At 65.2% G+C, this 15,094-nt stretch carries 15 protein-coding genes and 1 pseudogene; 8 read left to right on the forward strand and 8 right to left on the reverse strand.

Translation table 11 applies throughout. From position 1 onward, the window contains the following. A pseudogene (locus ACZ60G_RS27930) lies at positions 1–455 on the reverse strand (hypothetical protein); the annotation flags it as partial. Between the two features lie 107 nt (positions 456–562). On the opposite strand from ACZ60G_RS27930, the gene ACZ60G_RS27935 reads away from it, so the two are divergent. Both ACZ60G_RS27935 and ACZ60G_RS27940 read left to right on the forward strand, forming a co-directional pair. After that, on the forward strand, positions 563–1,507 hold the full coding sequence (locus ACZ60G_RS27935) for an endonuclease/exonuclease/phosphatase family protein (protein WP_465813650.1): 945 nt from the start codon (positions 563–565) through the stop codon (positions 1,505–1,507). 140 nt (positions 1,508–1,647) lie between these two features. After that, positions 1,648–3,090: a neutral zinc metallopeptidase gene (locus ACZ60G_RS27940; protein ID WP_465813651.1), complete on the forward strand. Its 1,443-nt coding sequence runs from the start codon at positions 1,648–1,650 to the stop codon at positions 3,088–3,090. A gap of 4 nt (positions 3,091–3,094) precedes the next feature. On the opposite strand, the gene ACZ60G_RS27945 is transcribed toward ACZ60G_RS27940, so the two are convergent. From ACZ60G_RS27945 to ACZ60G_RS27965, 5 genes are read right to left on the reverse strand one after another with little or no spacing between them, the layout of a single operon-like run. Beyond that, a complete protein-coding gene (locus ACZ60G_RS27945; protein ID WP_465813652.1) occupies positions 3,095–3,970 on the reverse strand; it encodes an alpha/beta hydrolase in 876 nt (291 codons plus the stop codon). Continuing rightward, positions 3,967–5,376, reverse strand: coding sequence for a M20 family peptidase (locus tag ACZ60G_RS27950; RefSeq protein WP_465813653.1), 1,410 nt, complete (start codon positions 5,374–5,376; stop codon positions 3,967–3,969). The genes ACZ60G_RS27945 and ACZ60G_RS27950 overlap by 4 nt, the downstream gene beginning before the upstream one ends. After that, positions 5,373–7,022, reverse strand: coding sequence for a CocE/NonD family hydrolase (locus tag ACZ60G_RS27955; protein ID WP_465813654.1), 1,650 nt, complete (start codon positions 7,020–7,022; stop codon positions 5,373–5,375). The genes ACZ60G_RS27950 and ACZ60G_RS27955 overlap by 4 nt, the downstream gene beginning before the upstream one ends. 57 nt (positions 7,023–7,079) lie before the next feature. After that, positions 7,080–7,496 (reverse strand): tRNA (N6-threonylcarbamoyladenosine(37)-N6)-methyltransferase TrmO, encoded by a 417-nt coding sequence (tsaA, locus tag ACZ60G_RS27960; RefSeq protein ID WP_465813655.1) that lies wholly within the window; start codon positions 7,494–7,496, stop codon positions 7,080–7,082. A gap of 14 nt (positions 7,497–7,510) precedes the next feature. Beyond that, positions 7,511–7,852 carry a VOC family protein gene (locus tag ACZ60G_RS27965; RefSeq protein ID WP_465813656.1) on the reverse strand — a complete coding sequence of 114 codons (342 nt, stop codon included), beginning with the start codon at positions 7,850–7,852 and terminating at the stop codon, positions 7,511–7,513. Between the two features lie 72 nt (positions 7,853–7,924). Between ACZ60G_RS27965 and ACZ60G_RS27970 the strand changes: the two genes are divergently transcribed. The 4 genes from ACZ60G_RS27970 to ACZ60G_RS27985 all read left to right on the forward strand — a co-directional run bounded on the left by ACZ60G_RS27970 (position 7,925) and on the right by ACZ60G_RS27985 (position 10,673). Further along, positions 7,925–8,767 (forward strand): sigma-70 family RNA polymerase sigma factor, encoded by an 843-nt coding sequence (locus ACZ60G_RS27970; RefSeq protein WP_465813657.1) that lies wholly within the window; start codon positions 7,925–7,927, stop codon positions 8,765–8,767. A 78-nt stretch (positions 8,768–8,845) separates the two neighbouring features. Continuing rightward, the gene (locus ACZ60G_RS27975; protein WP_465813658.1) at positions 8,846–9,292 is read left to right on the forward strand and encodes a DoxX family protein; all 447 of its coding nucleotides are present in this window, start codon (positions 8,846–8,848) and stop codon (positions 9,290–9,292) included. A gap of 145 nt (positions 9,293–9,437) precedes the next feature. Next, entirely contained in the window at positions 9,438–9,887 is a 450-nt protein-coding gene (locus tag ACZ60G_RS27980; protein ID WP_465813659.1) for a TY-Chap domain-containing protein, read from the forward strand. Between the two features lie 42 nt (positions 9,888–9,929). Beyond that, on the forward strand, positions 9,930–10,673 hold the full coding sequence (locus tag ACZ60G_RS27985; RefSeq protein WP_465813660.1) for a DUF4191 domain-containing protein: 744 nt from the start codon (positions 9,930–9,932) through the stop codon (positions 10,671–10,673). 46 nt (positions 10,674–10,719) lie between these two features. Here the strand turns inward: ACZ60G_RS27985 and ACZ60G_RS27990 are convergent, their stop codons facing one another. Both ACZ60G_RS27990 and ACZ60G_RS27995 read right to left on the reverse strand, forming a co-directional pair. Continuing rightward, positions 10,720–11,109 carry a YrdB family protein gene (locus ACZ60G_RS27990; protein ID WP_465813661.1) on the reverse strand — a complete coding sequence of 130 codons (390 nt, stop codon included), beginning with the start codon at positions 11,107–11,109 and terminating at the stop codon, positions 10,720–10,722. Between the two features lie 37 nt (positions 11,110–11,146). Next, a complete protein-coding gene (locus tag ACZ60G_RS27995; RefSeq protein ID WP_465813662.1) occupies positions 11,147–11,677 on the reverse strand; it encodes an RDD family protein in 531 nt (176 codons plus the stop codon). Positions 11,678–11,929: 252 nt separating this feature from the next. Between ACZ60G_RS27995 and glnA the strand changes: the two genes are divergently transcribed. Both glnA and ACZ60G_RS28005 read left to right on the forward strand, forming a co-directional pair. Further along, positions 11,930–13,366, forward strand: coding sequence for a type I glutamate--ammonia ligase (gene glnA, locus ACZ60G_RS28000; protein ID WP_387294815.1), 1,437 nt, complete (start codon positions 11,930–11,932; stop codon positions 13,364–13,366). Between the two features lie 340 nt (positions 13,367–13,706). After that, positions 13,707–14,444, forward strand: a complete 738-nt coding sequence (locus ACZ60G_RS28005; protein ID WP_465813663.1) for an HAD family hydrolase — start codon at positions 13,707–13,709, stop codon at positions 14,442–14,444. Positions 14,445–15,094 lie beyond the last annotated feature (650 nt).

Genomic DNA, 15,094 nt, shown 5'->3' on the forward strand with positions numbered 1-15,094 from the left:
GCGACCACGCGCTGCACACCGAACATTTCCCGGGCCACCCGCGCGGAGATGATGTTGGAGTTGTCGCCGGAGGAGACCGCGGCGAAGGCGTCGGCATCACCAGCACCTCGCGGTGCGCGGGCGCCAGGATCTTCATCAATTCCCGGGTGGCCTCGCGACGTTCGGACGCGATCGCCCACTCCTCCGGGCCTGCGGCGGTCGATGCGCACGAATTCCCGCAGCGCAATACGGTCCTCATCGTCGGGCGGGCGGTACCCCCGCTCGGCGGTGACCGATACCGTGCTGCCCGCGCGCACCCGCAACTCGTCCCAACACGACGGCAGCACCGGTGTCAGCACCGTGTGCCCGTTGCAGGTCACCGTGATCCGCGAGGTGAACCGGCCCGCGGTGTCGGCAAGATCTTCGGCCGTGTCCGCGGTGAGCGCACCCGCCGCCGTGAACTCCTCGACATACATCGCGACCACCTCACTCTCTGCCGGCCAGTGTAGGAGGCTGTGGCATCCCCACGGGATCTCCACAATCACCGCATCTGGTCTCCATCGCTGCCGGTTAGGGTCGGGGCATGCGTAAATGGGTGGACCGGGTGGTGCTCGGGCTTGGGTGGTGCGCCTTGGTGGCGGGAGTTCTGGGGATCGTGCTGCATTTCGGGACGTGGCGGCGGCAGGCTGTGGTGCTGTTGGCATCGGGTGCGTCGTATTTGATGCTCGGGGCAGTGTTGGGGTTGCTGTTGTTCCTGATCGCGCGGGGGTGGAAGAGTGCGGCGGCGGCCGGGGTGATCGTCGCGTCGGTGTTGTGGATGCAGGTGCCGATGTTCGTTCCGGAGGGTCGGGCGGCGAGTGGGCCGGAAGTTTCGGTCATGCAGTCGAACCTGTTGTTCGGGAAGGCGGATGCGGCGGCGGTGGTTCAGGCGGTGCGGGAGAACCGGGTCGAGGTGCTCACCGTCGACGAGCTGACACCGGAGGTTGCGCAGCGACTCGCGGCGGCCGGAATCGAAGAGTTGCTGCCACATCAGTTCCTACAGCCCCGTGGGGGCGGTAACGGCACCGGGATCTACAGCCGATATCCGTTGCGGGACACCAAGAAATACGACGGATTCTGGATGAACAATCTGTCCGCCACCATGGAGCATCCACAGCGCGGACCGGTCGCGGTGTTCGCATTCCATCCGGTGCCGCCGTCGGTCGACTTCGCGGCGTGGAGCTCGGAACTGGACAGGATTCGCGAAATACTCGACGCGCAGCAGGGGCCCGCGATCGTCGGCGCGGATTTCAATGCCACCCGCGATCATTCGGCATTCCGTGATCTGCTGCGCGGCCGGTTCGTCGCGGCGGCGGATCAGGCGGGTGCCGGGCCGCTGCTCACCTATCCGGCGGATCGCCGGTGGGGTCCGGTGATCGGCATCGACCACATTCTGGTCGCCGAAGGCACGGCGGCCGACGTCCGCTCACTCACCATTCCCGGATCCGACCATCGCGCGATACTGGCACAGGTGCAGTTGAACGCCTGACGGAGCGAATGCGCTCAGACGTGTACGCGCGCAGTGGTTTCTGCGATTACCATGTGATCGCTCGACGGGCAGGCGTATGACCCATCGGGTCGGGGTTCGCCGAGGGCGGACCCACAGTGAGTTCGGGGAGGAAAGACCTGATGAGGACTGGACGGCTGCGGTTCGGGGTGGTGGCGGTATTGCTGTTGGTCGGCGCGGCGCTGGTCGGCTGCGACAGCAAGACGGGCCAGCCGGGGGCGAGCGCGGTGACCGCGGACAATCCGTGGGAACTGACCGGCGCGGTCTCCAACAACGGTCCGAGTGGTCCGCGCAAGGGGGTACCGGACGCACCGCTCACCGCGGAGAACGGCGACGGCGGCGCGGTCGACAAACTCGCCCTCAACACCATCGCCGACCTGGAAGATTTCTGGAAGACCGAGTACGGCAAGAACTTTCCCGGCGCCTTCAAGCCGGTGAGCCGCTACATCTCCTGGGACGCCAAGGCATCCAAGGAGCAGGCGATCACATTTTGCAAGTCCAGCACCTATCACCTGGTCAACGCCGCCTACTGCAGCGTGGACCACACTATCGGCTGGGATCGCGGTGTGCTGCTGCCGCTGCTGCAGGAGAAGTACAGCGATATGGCGATCGTGATGGTGCTCGCGCACGAATACGGTCACTCCATCCAGGGGCAGGCCAAGATCGCCGGATTCTTCACCGGGACGCTGGTGAAGGAGCAGCAGGCCGACTGTCTGGCCGGTGTGTTCCTGCGCCATGTGGCGGAAGGGAATTCGGCGCATTTCACGCTGAATATGACCGACGGGCTCAATGCGGTCCTCGGCGCGACCATCGCCGTGCGCGATACCGATCCGGATAACCCGAAGAATGCGCACGGCTCCGCCTTCGAGCGCGTGACCGCGGTGCAGATCGGCTACACCGACGGTGCCCAGGGCTGCAAGAAGATCAACAAGAAGGAGATCGAGCAGCGTCGGGGCACCCTGCCGACGACATATGAGGACGGCGAGCAGGACGCCCAGCTTCCGGTCGACGTGGCGTCGCTGACCAGCCTGAGCCAGGCGCTGGCGAAGATCTTCCCACTGCAGCAGGCACCACAGTACGACTACAACGGGATCATCAAGAACTGCTCGAAAGTAACTGCTGTCGAGCCGGTCTCGTACTGCCCGAGCTCGAACAAAATCGGCACCGATGTGCCCGAACTCGCCAAACGCGGCGGGGCGATGAAGGGCGACGACGAACCGCTCTCGGCGGTGGTGGACGGTGATTACAACGCCTTCGCCGTGTTCATCTCCCGCTATGTCCTTGCGGTGCAACAGGAACGCAAGCTCTCGCTCACCGGGGCCGAGTCCGCCGGATTGCGCACCGCATGCCTCACCGGAGTCGTGACGACCAAGCTGAGCGAACCGGGCAGCGATCCGCGGCTGTCGGCGAACGATCTGGACGAGGCGGTCTCCGGACTGCTCGCCGACGGTCTGGTCGCCAGTGATGTGGACGGCAAGGTGGTGGGGAGCGGGTTCCAGCGGTTGGAGGCGTTCCGCACCGGAGTCCTCGACGGCGAGCAGACCTGCCTGACGAACTACCGCTAGCGGCTCACTCGTCCGCTACGTGGGCCCGCAGCCACTCCAGGACATCGGCGAGCACCTTGTCCTGTTCGGGTTCATTGAAGACCTCGTGGTAGAGGCCCTCGTAGCGGATCACCGTCAGGTCCTTCGAACCCGCGCCCTGCTCGATCAGATCGGTGCTGGACGGTGCCGCGATGGCGTCGGCGGTGCCGTGCAACACCAGCAGCGGCACGGTGAGCTTGTCCAGACGGCTCTTGACGAACTCGGTGGCATTCAGCATCTCCATACCGGTTCGGGCCGGGAGCTTGCCGCGGAAGACCAGCGGATCGTTGTCGTAGGCGCGCACCACCTCGGGATCGCGGCTGATCATCGACGAATCCAGTTTCAGCACACCGAGATTCGGCGCGAACCGAGACAGCAGCGGGCCCACCAGGCGCTGCAGCGGATTGCCGACGGCGATATCCAGCGGCGGCGCCGACAAAACGATGCCGTCGACGTCGATCGGCGCCCGGACCGCCAGATACAACGTGATCAGGCTGCCCATCGAATGCGCGAGCAGGAACCGCGGCACATCCGGATGTTCGCGGCTCGCGATCTTCAGCATCTCCGCGACATTGTCGGCGGAGCCCGCCATCGAACCGATATTCGCGTTGTTGCCCGCCGACTTGCCGTGGCCGAGATGGTCGAGCGCGTAGACCGCGAAACCGTTGTCCGCCAGGCGCTTTCCGACATGGGCGTAGCGGCCGGAGTGTTCGGCGACGCCGTGCACGAGCACGATCACCGCATCCGCGGTGGTATCGGGAAGCCATGCGCGCCAAGCGATCCGGCTGCCGATGCCGTCGAATTCGCCCTCGGTGACCGGTGTCGGCTCGGCGGACTCGCCGGACTTCGGATCGGTTGTCATGCATCGGCTCCTCGGGTAGGTGACGGCGCCGCGAGCTGATCTATCAGCCGCCGGTTGAACTCGATGAGCCGAGCGTAGTTCACCAGGGAGATGCGCTCGTCGGTTCCGTGGATCGTTTCCACATCGGCCTTGGTCAGCAGGATGGGGGCGAAGTTGCAGCGGGTGGCGGCGAGGTCGTCGTAGTGCCGGGAATCGGTGGCGCCGGGGACGATGCCGGTGGTCACCGCGATGCCCGGGACGACGGACTCGGCCAGGCCCGCGATCATGTCGAATGCTGGGCCGGGCGGTTTGCCGGGGGAGGGCTCCGAGGTCATGCCGACGAGTTCGATCCGCACGTCCGCGTCGCGCACCACCTTGCGGCAGTGTGCGAGCACCGATTCGACCGAATCGCCGGGCAGGATGCGGAAATTCACCAGGGCCTCGGCCTGCTGTGGCAGCACATTGGGTTTGACCCCGCCGCGGATGACCGTCGGCGCGGTCGTGGTGCGCACCATCGCCTCGGTCTGCGGGCGGGCCGCGAGTATCCGGGTGATCACCGGCGTGGCCAGTCCGGCGAAGCGGAGCAGGCGGCGGCGATATTCGGGCATGACGTGGCGCAGTCTGGTGACCATGTCGGACACCACCGGCGTCAATCGCAGCGGCATCGGATGGTCCTGGATTCGACCGACCGCACGGGCGATCCGTCCGACCGCGGTCTGTCTGCCGGGCATGGACGAATGTCCGCCCATCGCCGATACCGAAAGGCGAACGGTCGCATAGCCTTTCTCGCCCACCATGATCGATGCCACCGGCCGGTCTATGCCGTCGGCGATACCGTCGAGGATGACACCGCCCTCGTCGAGCAGTAGATCCGCGTGCACACCGGATTCGCGCAGCCGCTGCGCCATGCGCACCGCGCCGTCATCGCCGAACACCTCCTCGTCGTGCCCGAATGCCAGATAGATGGTGTGCTGCGGGCGGATTCCGGCGGCGAGTGCGGATTCGACCGCCTCCAGAATGGCGATCAACCGGCTCTTGTCATCGATTGCCCCACGGCCCCAGATGAATTCGTCGTCCACTACGCCCGCGAACGGCGGATGCGTCCACCGCCGCAGATCATCGACCGGCACCACATCCTGATGGGCGAGCAGAATCGCCGACACCCGATCCGGTTCGACACCCGGCCAGCGATACAGCCTGCTGTGCCCGAACCGCTCCAATTCCAGTTCGGCGTGGACCAGTGGGAACGACTGTTCCAGGTGCGCGCCCAGCCGGACGAATTCCGCGTCGCTGGGTTCTGTGGGCTCCGCGGTATCCGATGGCTCATAGGAAACCGTCGCGCAGCGCAAGGCCTGCGCGAGGCGTTCGGCAACGTGCGTATCGACGACCACCGGCGTGGTGTTGGTCTGCGCGGCGTTACCTGTCATCGAGGGCCGGTCTCATTCGGCAAGTTCATGGGCACCACTGCATTCAACACCTCGGGCCCAAGTGCGCGGACCTTCTGGTCGCGCCACTTCGTCCAGGCCTCGCTGGTGCCGCCGGTGAGGTCGGGGGTGCGCGGTGTGCTGAGCAGGGGCAGGTCCAGGCGCGCCGAGACGACGGTGACCTGGGCATCGGCGGCGGTATGGGACCAGACATCGTCGACGACATCGGTGATCCGGACGCCGAGGCGGTGCCCGGCAATGATCGGCCAGTCCTGCGCCAACAGTCTGATCTCGGCGGTATCGGCGACCGGAGCAATGCCGCGGGTGATGATGGTGCCGCGGCCGCCAGGAGCGATATCGAACAACTCGACCGCGACCGTGGCGGTCGGCGGACCGGACAGGCGCAATGTTGCCGTCGGAATTCCGGAGATGTGCTGGGTCGTAGTCAGCGGCTCGGAAATGGACCAGATCTCGCGATCGGGTCCGGGCAGCAGGCCGCGATCGGTATAGGTGCCGGTGCGCAGATCGATCGGAATGCGTCGCGCGTCAATGGGCGGCCACGCGGCTTCGGATCGCCACCCGCCATCGAATTGGCCGACCGTCACGCGCGGGCCGGGCACCTCGATATCGCGGTCGGCGACATGCTTATCGAAGAAGGCAAGTAGTTGGGTATCGAAATCCGGTGCACCGCACTTGCTGTCGCAATCGCTGTGGCCCCATTGGCCGAACCAAGCGCGATGATCGCCGGGGCCGAGCGCATTCCAGACGTCGAAGATGCGATACGCCCGGGTGTTGTAATCGAGGAAGCCCTGGCCGACGAACAGCGGAATGGTATTGCCGCGCAACTCTTCCACGAGATCGCGCTCGCGCCAGAACGGGGTGGTGGCGTCATGGTTGGTGGTGTTCGCCGCGAATTGCTCGTAGCACCCGGCCGATATATTGACGGCATTGGACCGGTACTCGGGGGAGTCATCGGGTCGGCCCGGTGTGGAGGCGATGAGCAGGTGTTCGAAACCCGTCATTTCGGCTGGGCGAATGCCGCTCTCGGTGACCGGCTTACCGGAGAACTTCCACGCGACCCCCTGCATGTACATGTACGCGTACGGGTCGACATCCGGTCCGAACGCCGCGACGGCGGCCAGCCCCGCGGGTTTGGCGGCCAGCCCCATCATCCCGGTCCACGCCTCGTAGGAAGTGCCGATCATGCCGACCCGACCGGTCGACCATGGCTGCCCCGCCGCCCACTCCACGGCGGTGGACACATCCGAACGTTCGCCCGGCCCGCCGAAATCCGGACATCCGGACGAGCCGCCGTAGCCGCGCAGATCCACGATGACGTAGGTATAGCCCGCGTTCAGGAACATCGCGACGTGCAGGTCATCGGTGGACGGTCCATCCTCGAGCCGCGGCACGCTCAGATAAGCGGTATGCGAGCGATACGGGCTGACGGTCATCATCACCGGCGTGCGGGTATCCGCGGAAATGCCCTGCGGGCGCAGAATGTCGGCGTGCAGCCGGGTGCCGTCCGGCGCGGTGATGAAGCTCTGCGACCACTGGAACGGCACATCGACCGGGTCCGCCGCCGATACCGGCGCCAGCAATCCGAGCATCAACAAAACCCCGGCCACACCACGCAACAGCACAGTCACCCGAGAACTATCGACCGCTACTGGTCGATAGTCCAGCCCCCGGAAGGGGGGTGTCACTCAGCGCTCAGCGGTCGGACCGAGCACCGGTTTCAGATCCAGCACCGGTGTGCCGTCGATCGCTTCCAAACCGTGCACGGTGAGCCTCGCCCCATCAATATCGGCGATCGTGACCCGATGCAGCCCGATCGGATTCGGCCGATGCGGGGCGCGCGTCGCGAACACCCCGGTGACCGGGCGGGTGCGGTCGCCGCGCGGATGCACCGCGAGCACCTCCCGATCCGCCCGGTGCAACCAGGTGAACACCAACACCTCATCGCCGGGCCGCAATCCCGCCACGCCCGCCGCGACCTCGGGATCGAGCACGATCTCGGCGGGCGGTGCGCCTTCGTCGCCTTGTTTCGGCGCATCCGCCGGATCGGTCAGCGGTGAGCGCACCCGGCCGATCGGGCGCACGTCATAGGTCTCGGAGGGCATGGTTCGATCTTCGCCTACGGCTGCATGAGGCCGAAGACATTCCCGTCGGCGTCCTCGACCGTCGCGATCAGCTTTCCGCCGCCGACATTCGTCGGTTGCTGGGTCACCTCGGCCCCGGCCTCGACCAGGGTGGACAGCTGCTTCTCTATGTCATCGACGGTCCAGTAGCCGATCGGGCCGGTCATACCCTTCTTGTGGCCGTTCGGGTCCAGGCCGATGTCCTGGCCCGCCACCCGGTAGCCGACGTAGTACGGGGTGTCGGCGGTGGGCTCTGTGCCGAACAGCGCGCCGTACAGGCTCTTCGCCTTGACCAGGTCGGTGACGGGGTACACGATGGTCTGCAGTCCAGCGGTCATCATTCGCTCCTTGTTCGCGGTTGCGGTTTCCGGTTCACGTACATGACCAGCCCGAACGGGAGAATGTGACAAGTGGACGAGAAATTTCTTGCCGAGCGCTTCGAGGAGCACCGCACGCATCTGCTCGCGGTGGCGTATCGCATGCTCGGGTCCGGCAGCGAGGCCGATGACGCCGTCCAGGAGGCATGGCTGCGACTCAGCCGTTCCGATAGCGACGAGATCGAGAATTTGGGCGGCTGGCTCACCACCGTGGTCGCCCGGGTCTGCCTGAATATGCTGCAGTTCCGCAAGACGCGGCGCGAGGAACCGCTCGACGAATTCGAACCGGTGCCCGATGTCGACGGCCCGGAACAGGAAGCGGTGCTCGGCGATTCGATCGGCCTGGCCCTACTCGTCGTGCTCGACACCCTCGCCCCGCCGGAGCGGCTGTCGTTCGTACTGCACGATATGTTCGCCGTGCCCTTCGACGAGATCGCCCCGATCGTCGGCAAAACTCCCACGGCCGCGCGGCAATTGGCCAGTAGGGCGCGGCGGCGGGTGCAGGGTGTCAGAGCCGCCGCCGACCGCGATCGCCAGCGTGAGGTCGTCGACGCATTCCTCGCCGCCTCGCGCAGCGGTGAATTCGAGGCGCTGCTGACCCTGCTCGATCCGGATGTGGTGCTGCGCGTCGACGCCGCGGGCATCGCCACCGGTGCCGCGGGCGCGTCCGGTGCGAATGCGGTCGCGCAGACCTTCTCCGGCCGGGCCAGGGCGGCGCAGCTCGCGCTCGTCGATGGGCGGGCGGGCCTCGTGTGGTCCGTTGGCGGCCAGCCGCGCGTGGTCTTCGATTTCACCGTGTCCGAAGGTCGAATCGTCGCGATCGATCTGCTCGCCGACCCGGAGACCTTGGAACTCATGGAACTGCAGGTGGGCTGACCCCTGTCACATCTCGGCCCCCGTGCTGGTCAGGGGTGTGACAGCGGGAATCGCTCGCACATTAGGCAGGAGAAAACCATGAACAACGCACGATCGATCGGCTACTGGACCACTACCGGGTTGACGGTGTTCGTCCTGGCATCCGGCGGTATCGCCGACCTGCTGCATCGCGGCGGGACCGCGGCGGGCATGACGGAATTGGGTTATCCGACCTACGTCATGACCATCCTCGGATTCTGGAAAGTGCTCGGCGCCATGGCACTTGCGGTCCCGCGCTATCCGTTGGTGAAGGAATGGGCCTATGCCGGTGCGTTTTTCGATCTGACCGGCGGATTCGCCTCGCATATCGCGCACCATTCCGCCGCGAATCATCTGATCTATACCGGCTTTTTCGCGCTGTGCGTGGTGGCGTCGTGGGCCTCGCGGCCCGCGAGCCGCAAGCTGGACGTGCCCGTTTTCCGCGGGCTCGGGCGGGTTCCGGAATCGGAAGATGTGACGTCCGGGCGGATTGCCGCGACCGCGTGAGGCAGGAGCCTGTCGTTCGCGAGAACGGCAGGCTATTTGGTCTTGCTATCGCCCAGGGGGAAAGGCACATTCGGTCAATAAGTTTCGGCTGGTGTCCCAGGCAGCGCGGCGTATGATCGGCCCAGTGCGAGTCCCCGGGGGGAGTATGAGTGAGCCGGTGACCACGGATTGGGACCTATTCGTGCGGTCGCTGGCACAGTGCCTATCGGAACTACCTTCGCGGGCAACGCTGGTCATCGCCGCGCCCGGGAATCGATACGTTCAATTCGTGCAATACGACATAAAACTGTCCGTCGAACTGGCGGGCAATTCCTATCTCGCGCAGCCCATCTCGCCGACCGCTGAACGCATGCTGCGTGAGCTCGGCTGGCGCGAACCCGTCGCACGGCGCGAGATCGACAATTGGACTCGCACCCTGCTCTGGCCACTGTCTTTGGACACCTTGCGCGAACTCGCCCGCTCGGTCGCCGTCGGCCTGCGTGACGCGCTCGGTGTCGGCGCGCCCGCGGAGTTGCGTGCCATGGGGTGGACCGAGACCTCGGGTGATCTGGATCTCACCGCCTTAGGTGAGATCGCGCGTCGCGGCGTCAACTGACGCGGTGGGGGCACCCACCCGACGTGCCACTATTCTGTGAATATGGCAGTAGGCAAGGGCGGCACGCCGTCGAAGGAAGCGAAGGCCGCGGCTAAGGCGGCCCGCAAGCAGCAGTCGAAAGAACGCCGCCAGCAGCTCTGGCAGGCGTTCCAGATGCAGCGCAAGGAAGACAAGCTGCTGCTGCCTTTGATGATCGGCGCCGTCGTCGGCATCACGGTGGTATTCCTGGTGGTCGGCCTGATCTTCGGGCTGCAGTGGTTCCTGCTGCCGCTCGGTCTGCTGCTCGGTGTGCTCGTCGCGTTCATCATCTTCGGTCGCCGGGTGCAGCGGAATGTTTACGCCAAGGCCGAGGGCCAGGCGGGTGCGGCGGCCTGGGTGCTGGACAACCTGCAGGGCAAATGGCGGGTCAGCAATGGCATCGCGGCCACCACTCAGTTGGATGCGGTGCACCGGGCAATCGGTCTGCCGGGCGTCATCCTGATCGGCGAGGGTTCCCCGCAGCGGCTGAAGTCGCTACTGGCACAGGAGAAGAAGCGCACCGCGCGACTCATCGGCGATACCCCGATCTACGACATCATCATCGGCAACGATGAGGGCCAGATCCCGCTGAAGGAGCTGCAGAAGTACCTCACCAAGCTGCCCCGCAATATCGACGCCAAGCGCATGGATCTCATCGAGGGCCGGTTGGCCGCGCTGAGTTCGCGCAGCGGTCCCGCACTGCCCAAGGGGCCGATGCCCGCGGGCGCCAAGATGCGCGGGGTACAGCGCACCATCCGCCGGCGCTGATCCGGTTTCGAGGCCCGCATCCCATGGGATGCGGGCCTTCGCGTTTCTAAGGAGTCGTTCCGGTTCGCCCGATGCCGAGCAACCAGGTGATCCGGTCGTAGCCGACGGCGTGATAGACGACGAGCACCGCTGTGAAGACCAAGGCCCAGCGCGGCAGCCCCGCGAGCCAGAATGCCGCCGCGCCACCGAACAGCACCACGATCTCGACCAGCAGACGCACCCAGCCGCCCACCGCGACCGGGGCGTTTCCGCTGCGGCTCGGATCGCCGGGCACCGCGAACGTCCCCCAAGCCGCAGCGGCGGCAAGCGGCAGCAGGACAACCAGCACATAGCGCCAGGGCGAATCGAACGCGCGCCAACCGCAGACCGCGAACGAGGAAATGGCGGCGAGTTCGAGGAACAGGCGCACCGCCAGCATGACCGGATTCAGAGACACCGCCGCAGCGTACTGTTCCGGCGCCCGCCCAGACGCCCTAGCGCGAGCGTACGACCGCGGTGCCGGTGGCGCGGTCGTGCATGCCACGACCGTCGGCGTCGGTGAACAGCGCCGGAACCACGAAGACCAGCAGCACCTGGCGGGCCAGCGCGCGCACGAAGCCGACGGCCACCGGCGCATCGACGCGGATGACGCGCAGGCGCAGGAAGTACTGCCCCGGCGTATACCCGAACAACGACACCGCGACGACACCGATCACGAACCAGACGAGCAGGTTGGGAGTCGTGAGCGCACTCACAATCGCCTCGAAGTTCGACGGGCGCGGCTTCCCGGCCGGAATATCCATGCCGGCGATGATCTTGTCCGGGTTCGGCCGAACGATGATTGCGGTCACACCGAGCGAGATGAACCAGTCCACCACGAGTGCGACGATGCGCCGCATCATGCCGACCAGTGACCCGGCGCCCGAGCGCGGCAAACCCAGGTGCTGACCGGGGAACTCGGGGGTTGCCGGATCGCCCGGGTCGGCCGAAGGTCCGGAGAGCCAGGATCCGCTGATGCGTGCCATGATCCCCAGAATAGGCCTCTACGACCGGTCGTAGGACATCGCATTAACCCAAGTGACCTCGGCGGGCGCTGGTAAAAAGGACAGGATTACGATGCTGTTCGAGCCCGGGTGGCCAGCAACGCCCGGCCAGCCGCACGTGTAACACTGGCGAAACACAGCCTTGATTGCTGGGAAACATCGCGTCCATAGCGTCTGGACGCGACGAACCCATGCAATCGACACTGGCTGGGAACCGATCCGTAAGGAGAACAAGTGACGTTCAGCACGGCCGACGAGGTCATCAAGCACATCAAGGAAGAGGAAGTCGAATACGTCGACATCCGCTTCAGTGATCTTCCGGGTGTGCAGCAGCACTTCTCGATCCCCGCGAAGGCTTTCACTGCTGACCTCGCTGAGGAAGGGCTAGCGTTCGACGGCTCCTCCGTCCGTGGTTTCCAGTCCATCGACGAGTCGGACATGCTGCTGCTCCCCGACTTCAGCACCGCTCGGCTGGACCCGTTCCGCCAGGCCAAGACGCTGAACCTCAACTTCTTCGTGCACGACCCGTTCACCCGGGAGGCCTACAGCCGCGACCCGCGTAACGTCGCGCGCAAGGCAGAGGAGTACCTGAAGAGCACCGGCATCGCCGACACCGCCTACTTCGGTGCCGAGGCCGAGTTCTACATCTTCGACTCCATCCGTTACGACTCGGGCATGAACGGCGCCTTCTACGAGATCGAGTCGATCTCGGGCTCCTGGAACACCGGCGCGGAGTTCAACCCGGACGGCACCCTGAACCGCGGCTACAAGGTCCGTAACAAGGGCGGTTACTTCCCGGTCGCCCCGTACGACCACTACGTCGACCTGCGCGACAAGATCTCGACCAACCTGCAGAACGCGGGCTTCGAACTCGAGCGTGGCCACCACGAGGTCGGTACTGCCGGTCAGGCCGAGATCAACTACAAGTTCGGCACCCTGCTCGGCGCGGCCGACGACCTGCAGCTGTTCAAGTACATCGTGAAGAACACCGCGTGGGCCGAGGGCAAGACCGTCACCTTCATGCCGAAGCCGCTCTTCGGCGACAACGGCTCGGGTATGCACGTGCACCAGTCGCTGTGGAAGGACGGCAAGCCGCTGTTCCACGACGAGGCCGGCTACGCGGGCCTGTCGGACCTGGCGCGCCACTACATCGGCGGCATCCTGCACCACGCCCCGTCGCTGCTGGCGTTCACCAACCCGACCGTGAACTCCTACCACCGCCTGGTCCCGGGCTACGAGGCCCCGATCAACCTGGTGTACTCGCAGCGCAACCGCTCCGCCGCGGTCCGCATCCCGGTCACCGGCAACAACCCGAAGGCCAAGCGCATCGAGTTCCGTGCGCCCGACTCCTCGGGTAACCCGTACCTGGCCTTCGCCGCCATGATGATGGCCGGCCTGGACGGCATCAAGAAGAAGATCGAGCCGAAGGCCCCGGTCGACAAGGACCTCTACGAGCTCCCGCCGGAGGAGGCCAAGGGCATCCCGCAGGCCCCCACCAGCCTGGCTTCGGTCATCGACCGCCTCGAGGCCGACCACGACTACCTCACCGAAGGTAACGTGTTCACCCCGGACCTGATCGAGACCTGGATCAACCTCAAGCGCGAAAACGAAATCGCGCCGGTGAACCTGCGTCCGCACCCGTATGAATTCGAGCTCTACTTCGACGTGTAAGTCGTTGTAAGGCAACGAGCCCCATCCGTTTCGGCGGATGGGGCTCCGTCTTTTCTCGGGGAGCTTTTTGGCTCGAAGCGCTGGTTATAGTGGGCACACCGGTTCAGTAACAAGGCAATTCGGAACCGGGAGTGCTGAGGGGGTAGATGAGCGAAGTTTCGGTAGAGCCGGAGAAGTTGCGGACGCACGCCGCGAACGTGGAGAAAGTCGGCCAATCCCTGTCGCAGGCACTGGAGGCGGCACAGGCGGTAGCACTGCCGACGGACGCGTTTTCGGCCGCTGATACGGTGGCCGCTTTCGCGTTGCGGTGGCACGTTGGTCTGCAACTTCGACAGCCGAGGTGTCGTTACGTATCGCACGTAGGCTTCGTCACGTGGGGCTGACACTCGTTCTGTGGGATGTGGACAACACACTGATCGCCAACGGCGGAGTGTCGAAGGATGCCTACGCCGCTGCGTTCGAACTGTTGACCGGAATGGGTGTCGAGCATCGGCCGCGAACCGGTGGAAGTACAGACGCGTTGATCATGCGTGATCTGGCGGCACGCCACGGTGTCTCGCTGCCCGAGGACGTCGACCTAATCTTCGACGCATTGGAGCGGTCGCTGCTCGCGCGCAAGGCCGATCTCAGTGAGCGAGGCCATGTTCTGCCTGGTGTGCGGGAAGCATTGGACGTCCTCGCTCATGTGGATGGCTTGGTTCAGTCTGTGCTGACCGGCAATATTCGGCCCAACGGGTTCACGAAGCTCGATGCCTTTGGCTTGGCCGGTTCGCCCCTGGATTGGGACATCGGGGCATTCGGTTCAGATGATCACATACGCGCCAACTTGGTCGGAATTGCCCAACGGCGTGCGGCCCGGAAGTACAGCGCGTCGTTTACTCGCGAAAGCACTGTGCTGATCGGTGATACGCCGAACGACGTACGCGCTGGCGTTGACGGCGGGGCCAAAGTTGTCGCTGTTGCGTCTGGCAGTGACAGTGCCGAAGTACTCGCCGACGCCGGGGCGGATGTGGTCCTTTCCAGCCTCGTCGATACGGCCGCGTTCCTGACGGCTATCAAGCAGACGCTCGGGGTTTGAGGTTCGCCGCCGAGACACCCTCCAGAATGTGGAATCCATGATAGGCGAAGCGGTTTCCCGTACCCGTTCAAAGCTGCGGATGTACATGTCGAAGAAGTCGCTGCCTTGGGTTCGCCGTGGGTGCAAGATCGGAGCCAGATAGCCGCGATGGTTGCGCCGGGCCCAGCGCCGACATTGCCGGGTGAAAATCGCTGGTTCGGTGCATGCAGCACAAGATGGTGCCGCCGACGGTCCTTTGGGCGGCGGCGGAGGATTCCGCGCGACGCCGCTCGATGAGTACCTGGCGGATTACGAGTAGTGCAACGGTCCTATTCCCCTAGAAGAACCACGAAGGGTGCGCGAGCGGTTCGACCGAGCGCTGGGGGAGGCGGTGACGTCGGAACACCTCGCGCCGTTGCCGGTGGTTGCAACCTGTTTGCCGCGCGGGCAATTTCGAGTAGGCATATACTGCTTCGGCACTGCTGCAACCGATCTCGGGTTTCACAGGCGAGGTGGGCGCTTTAGCGCGCCATGAACAGTTTGAATCCCATTGAGCGGCACGGGAATACCGGTGAGTGGGGTAACGGCGGCGGGATCGATGGGAAGTGGCGCACGAGGGGTGGGGTGGGTTCTACTGTCCCGCGCCATGAGGATTTCACTTGTTTCACTTA

It is taken from the genome of Nocardia sp. NPDC102475 (genome assembly GCF_055584605.1).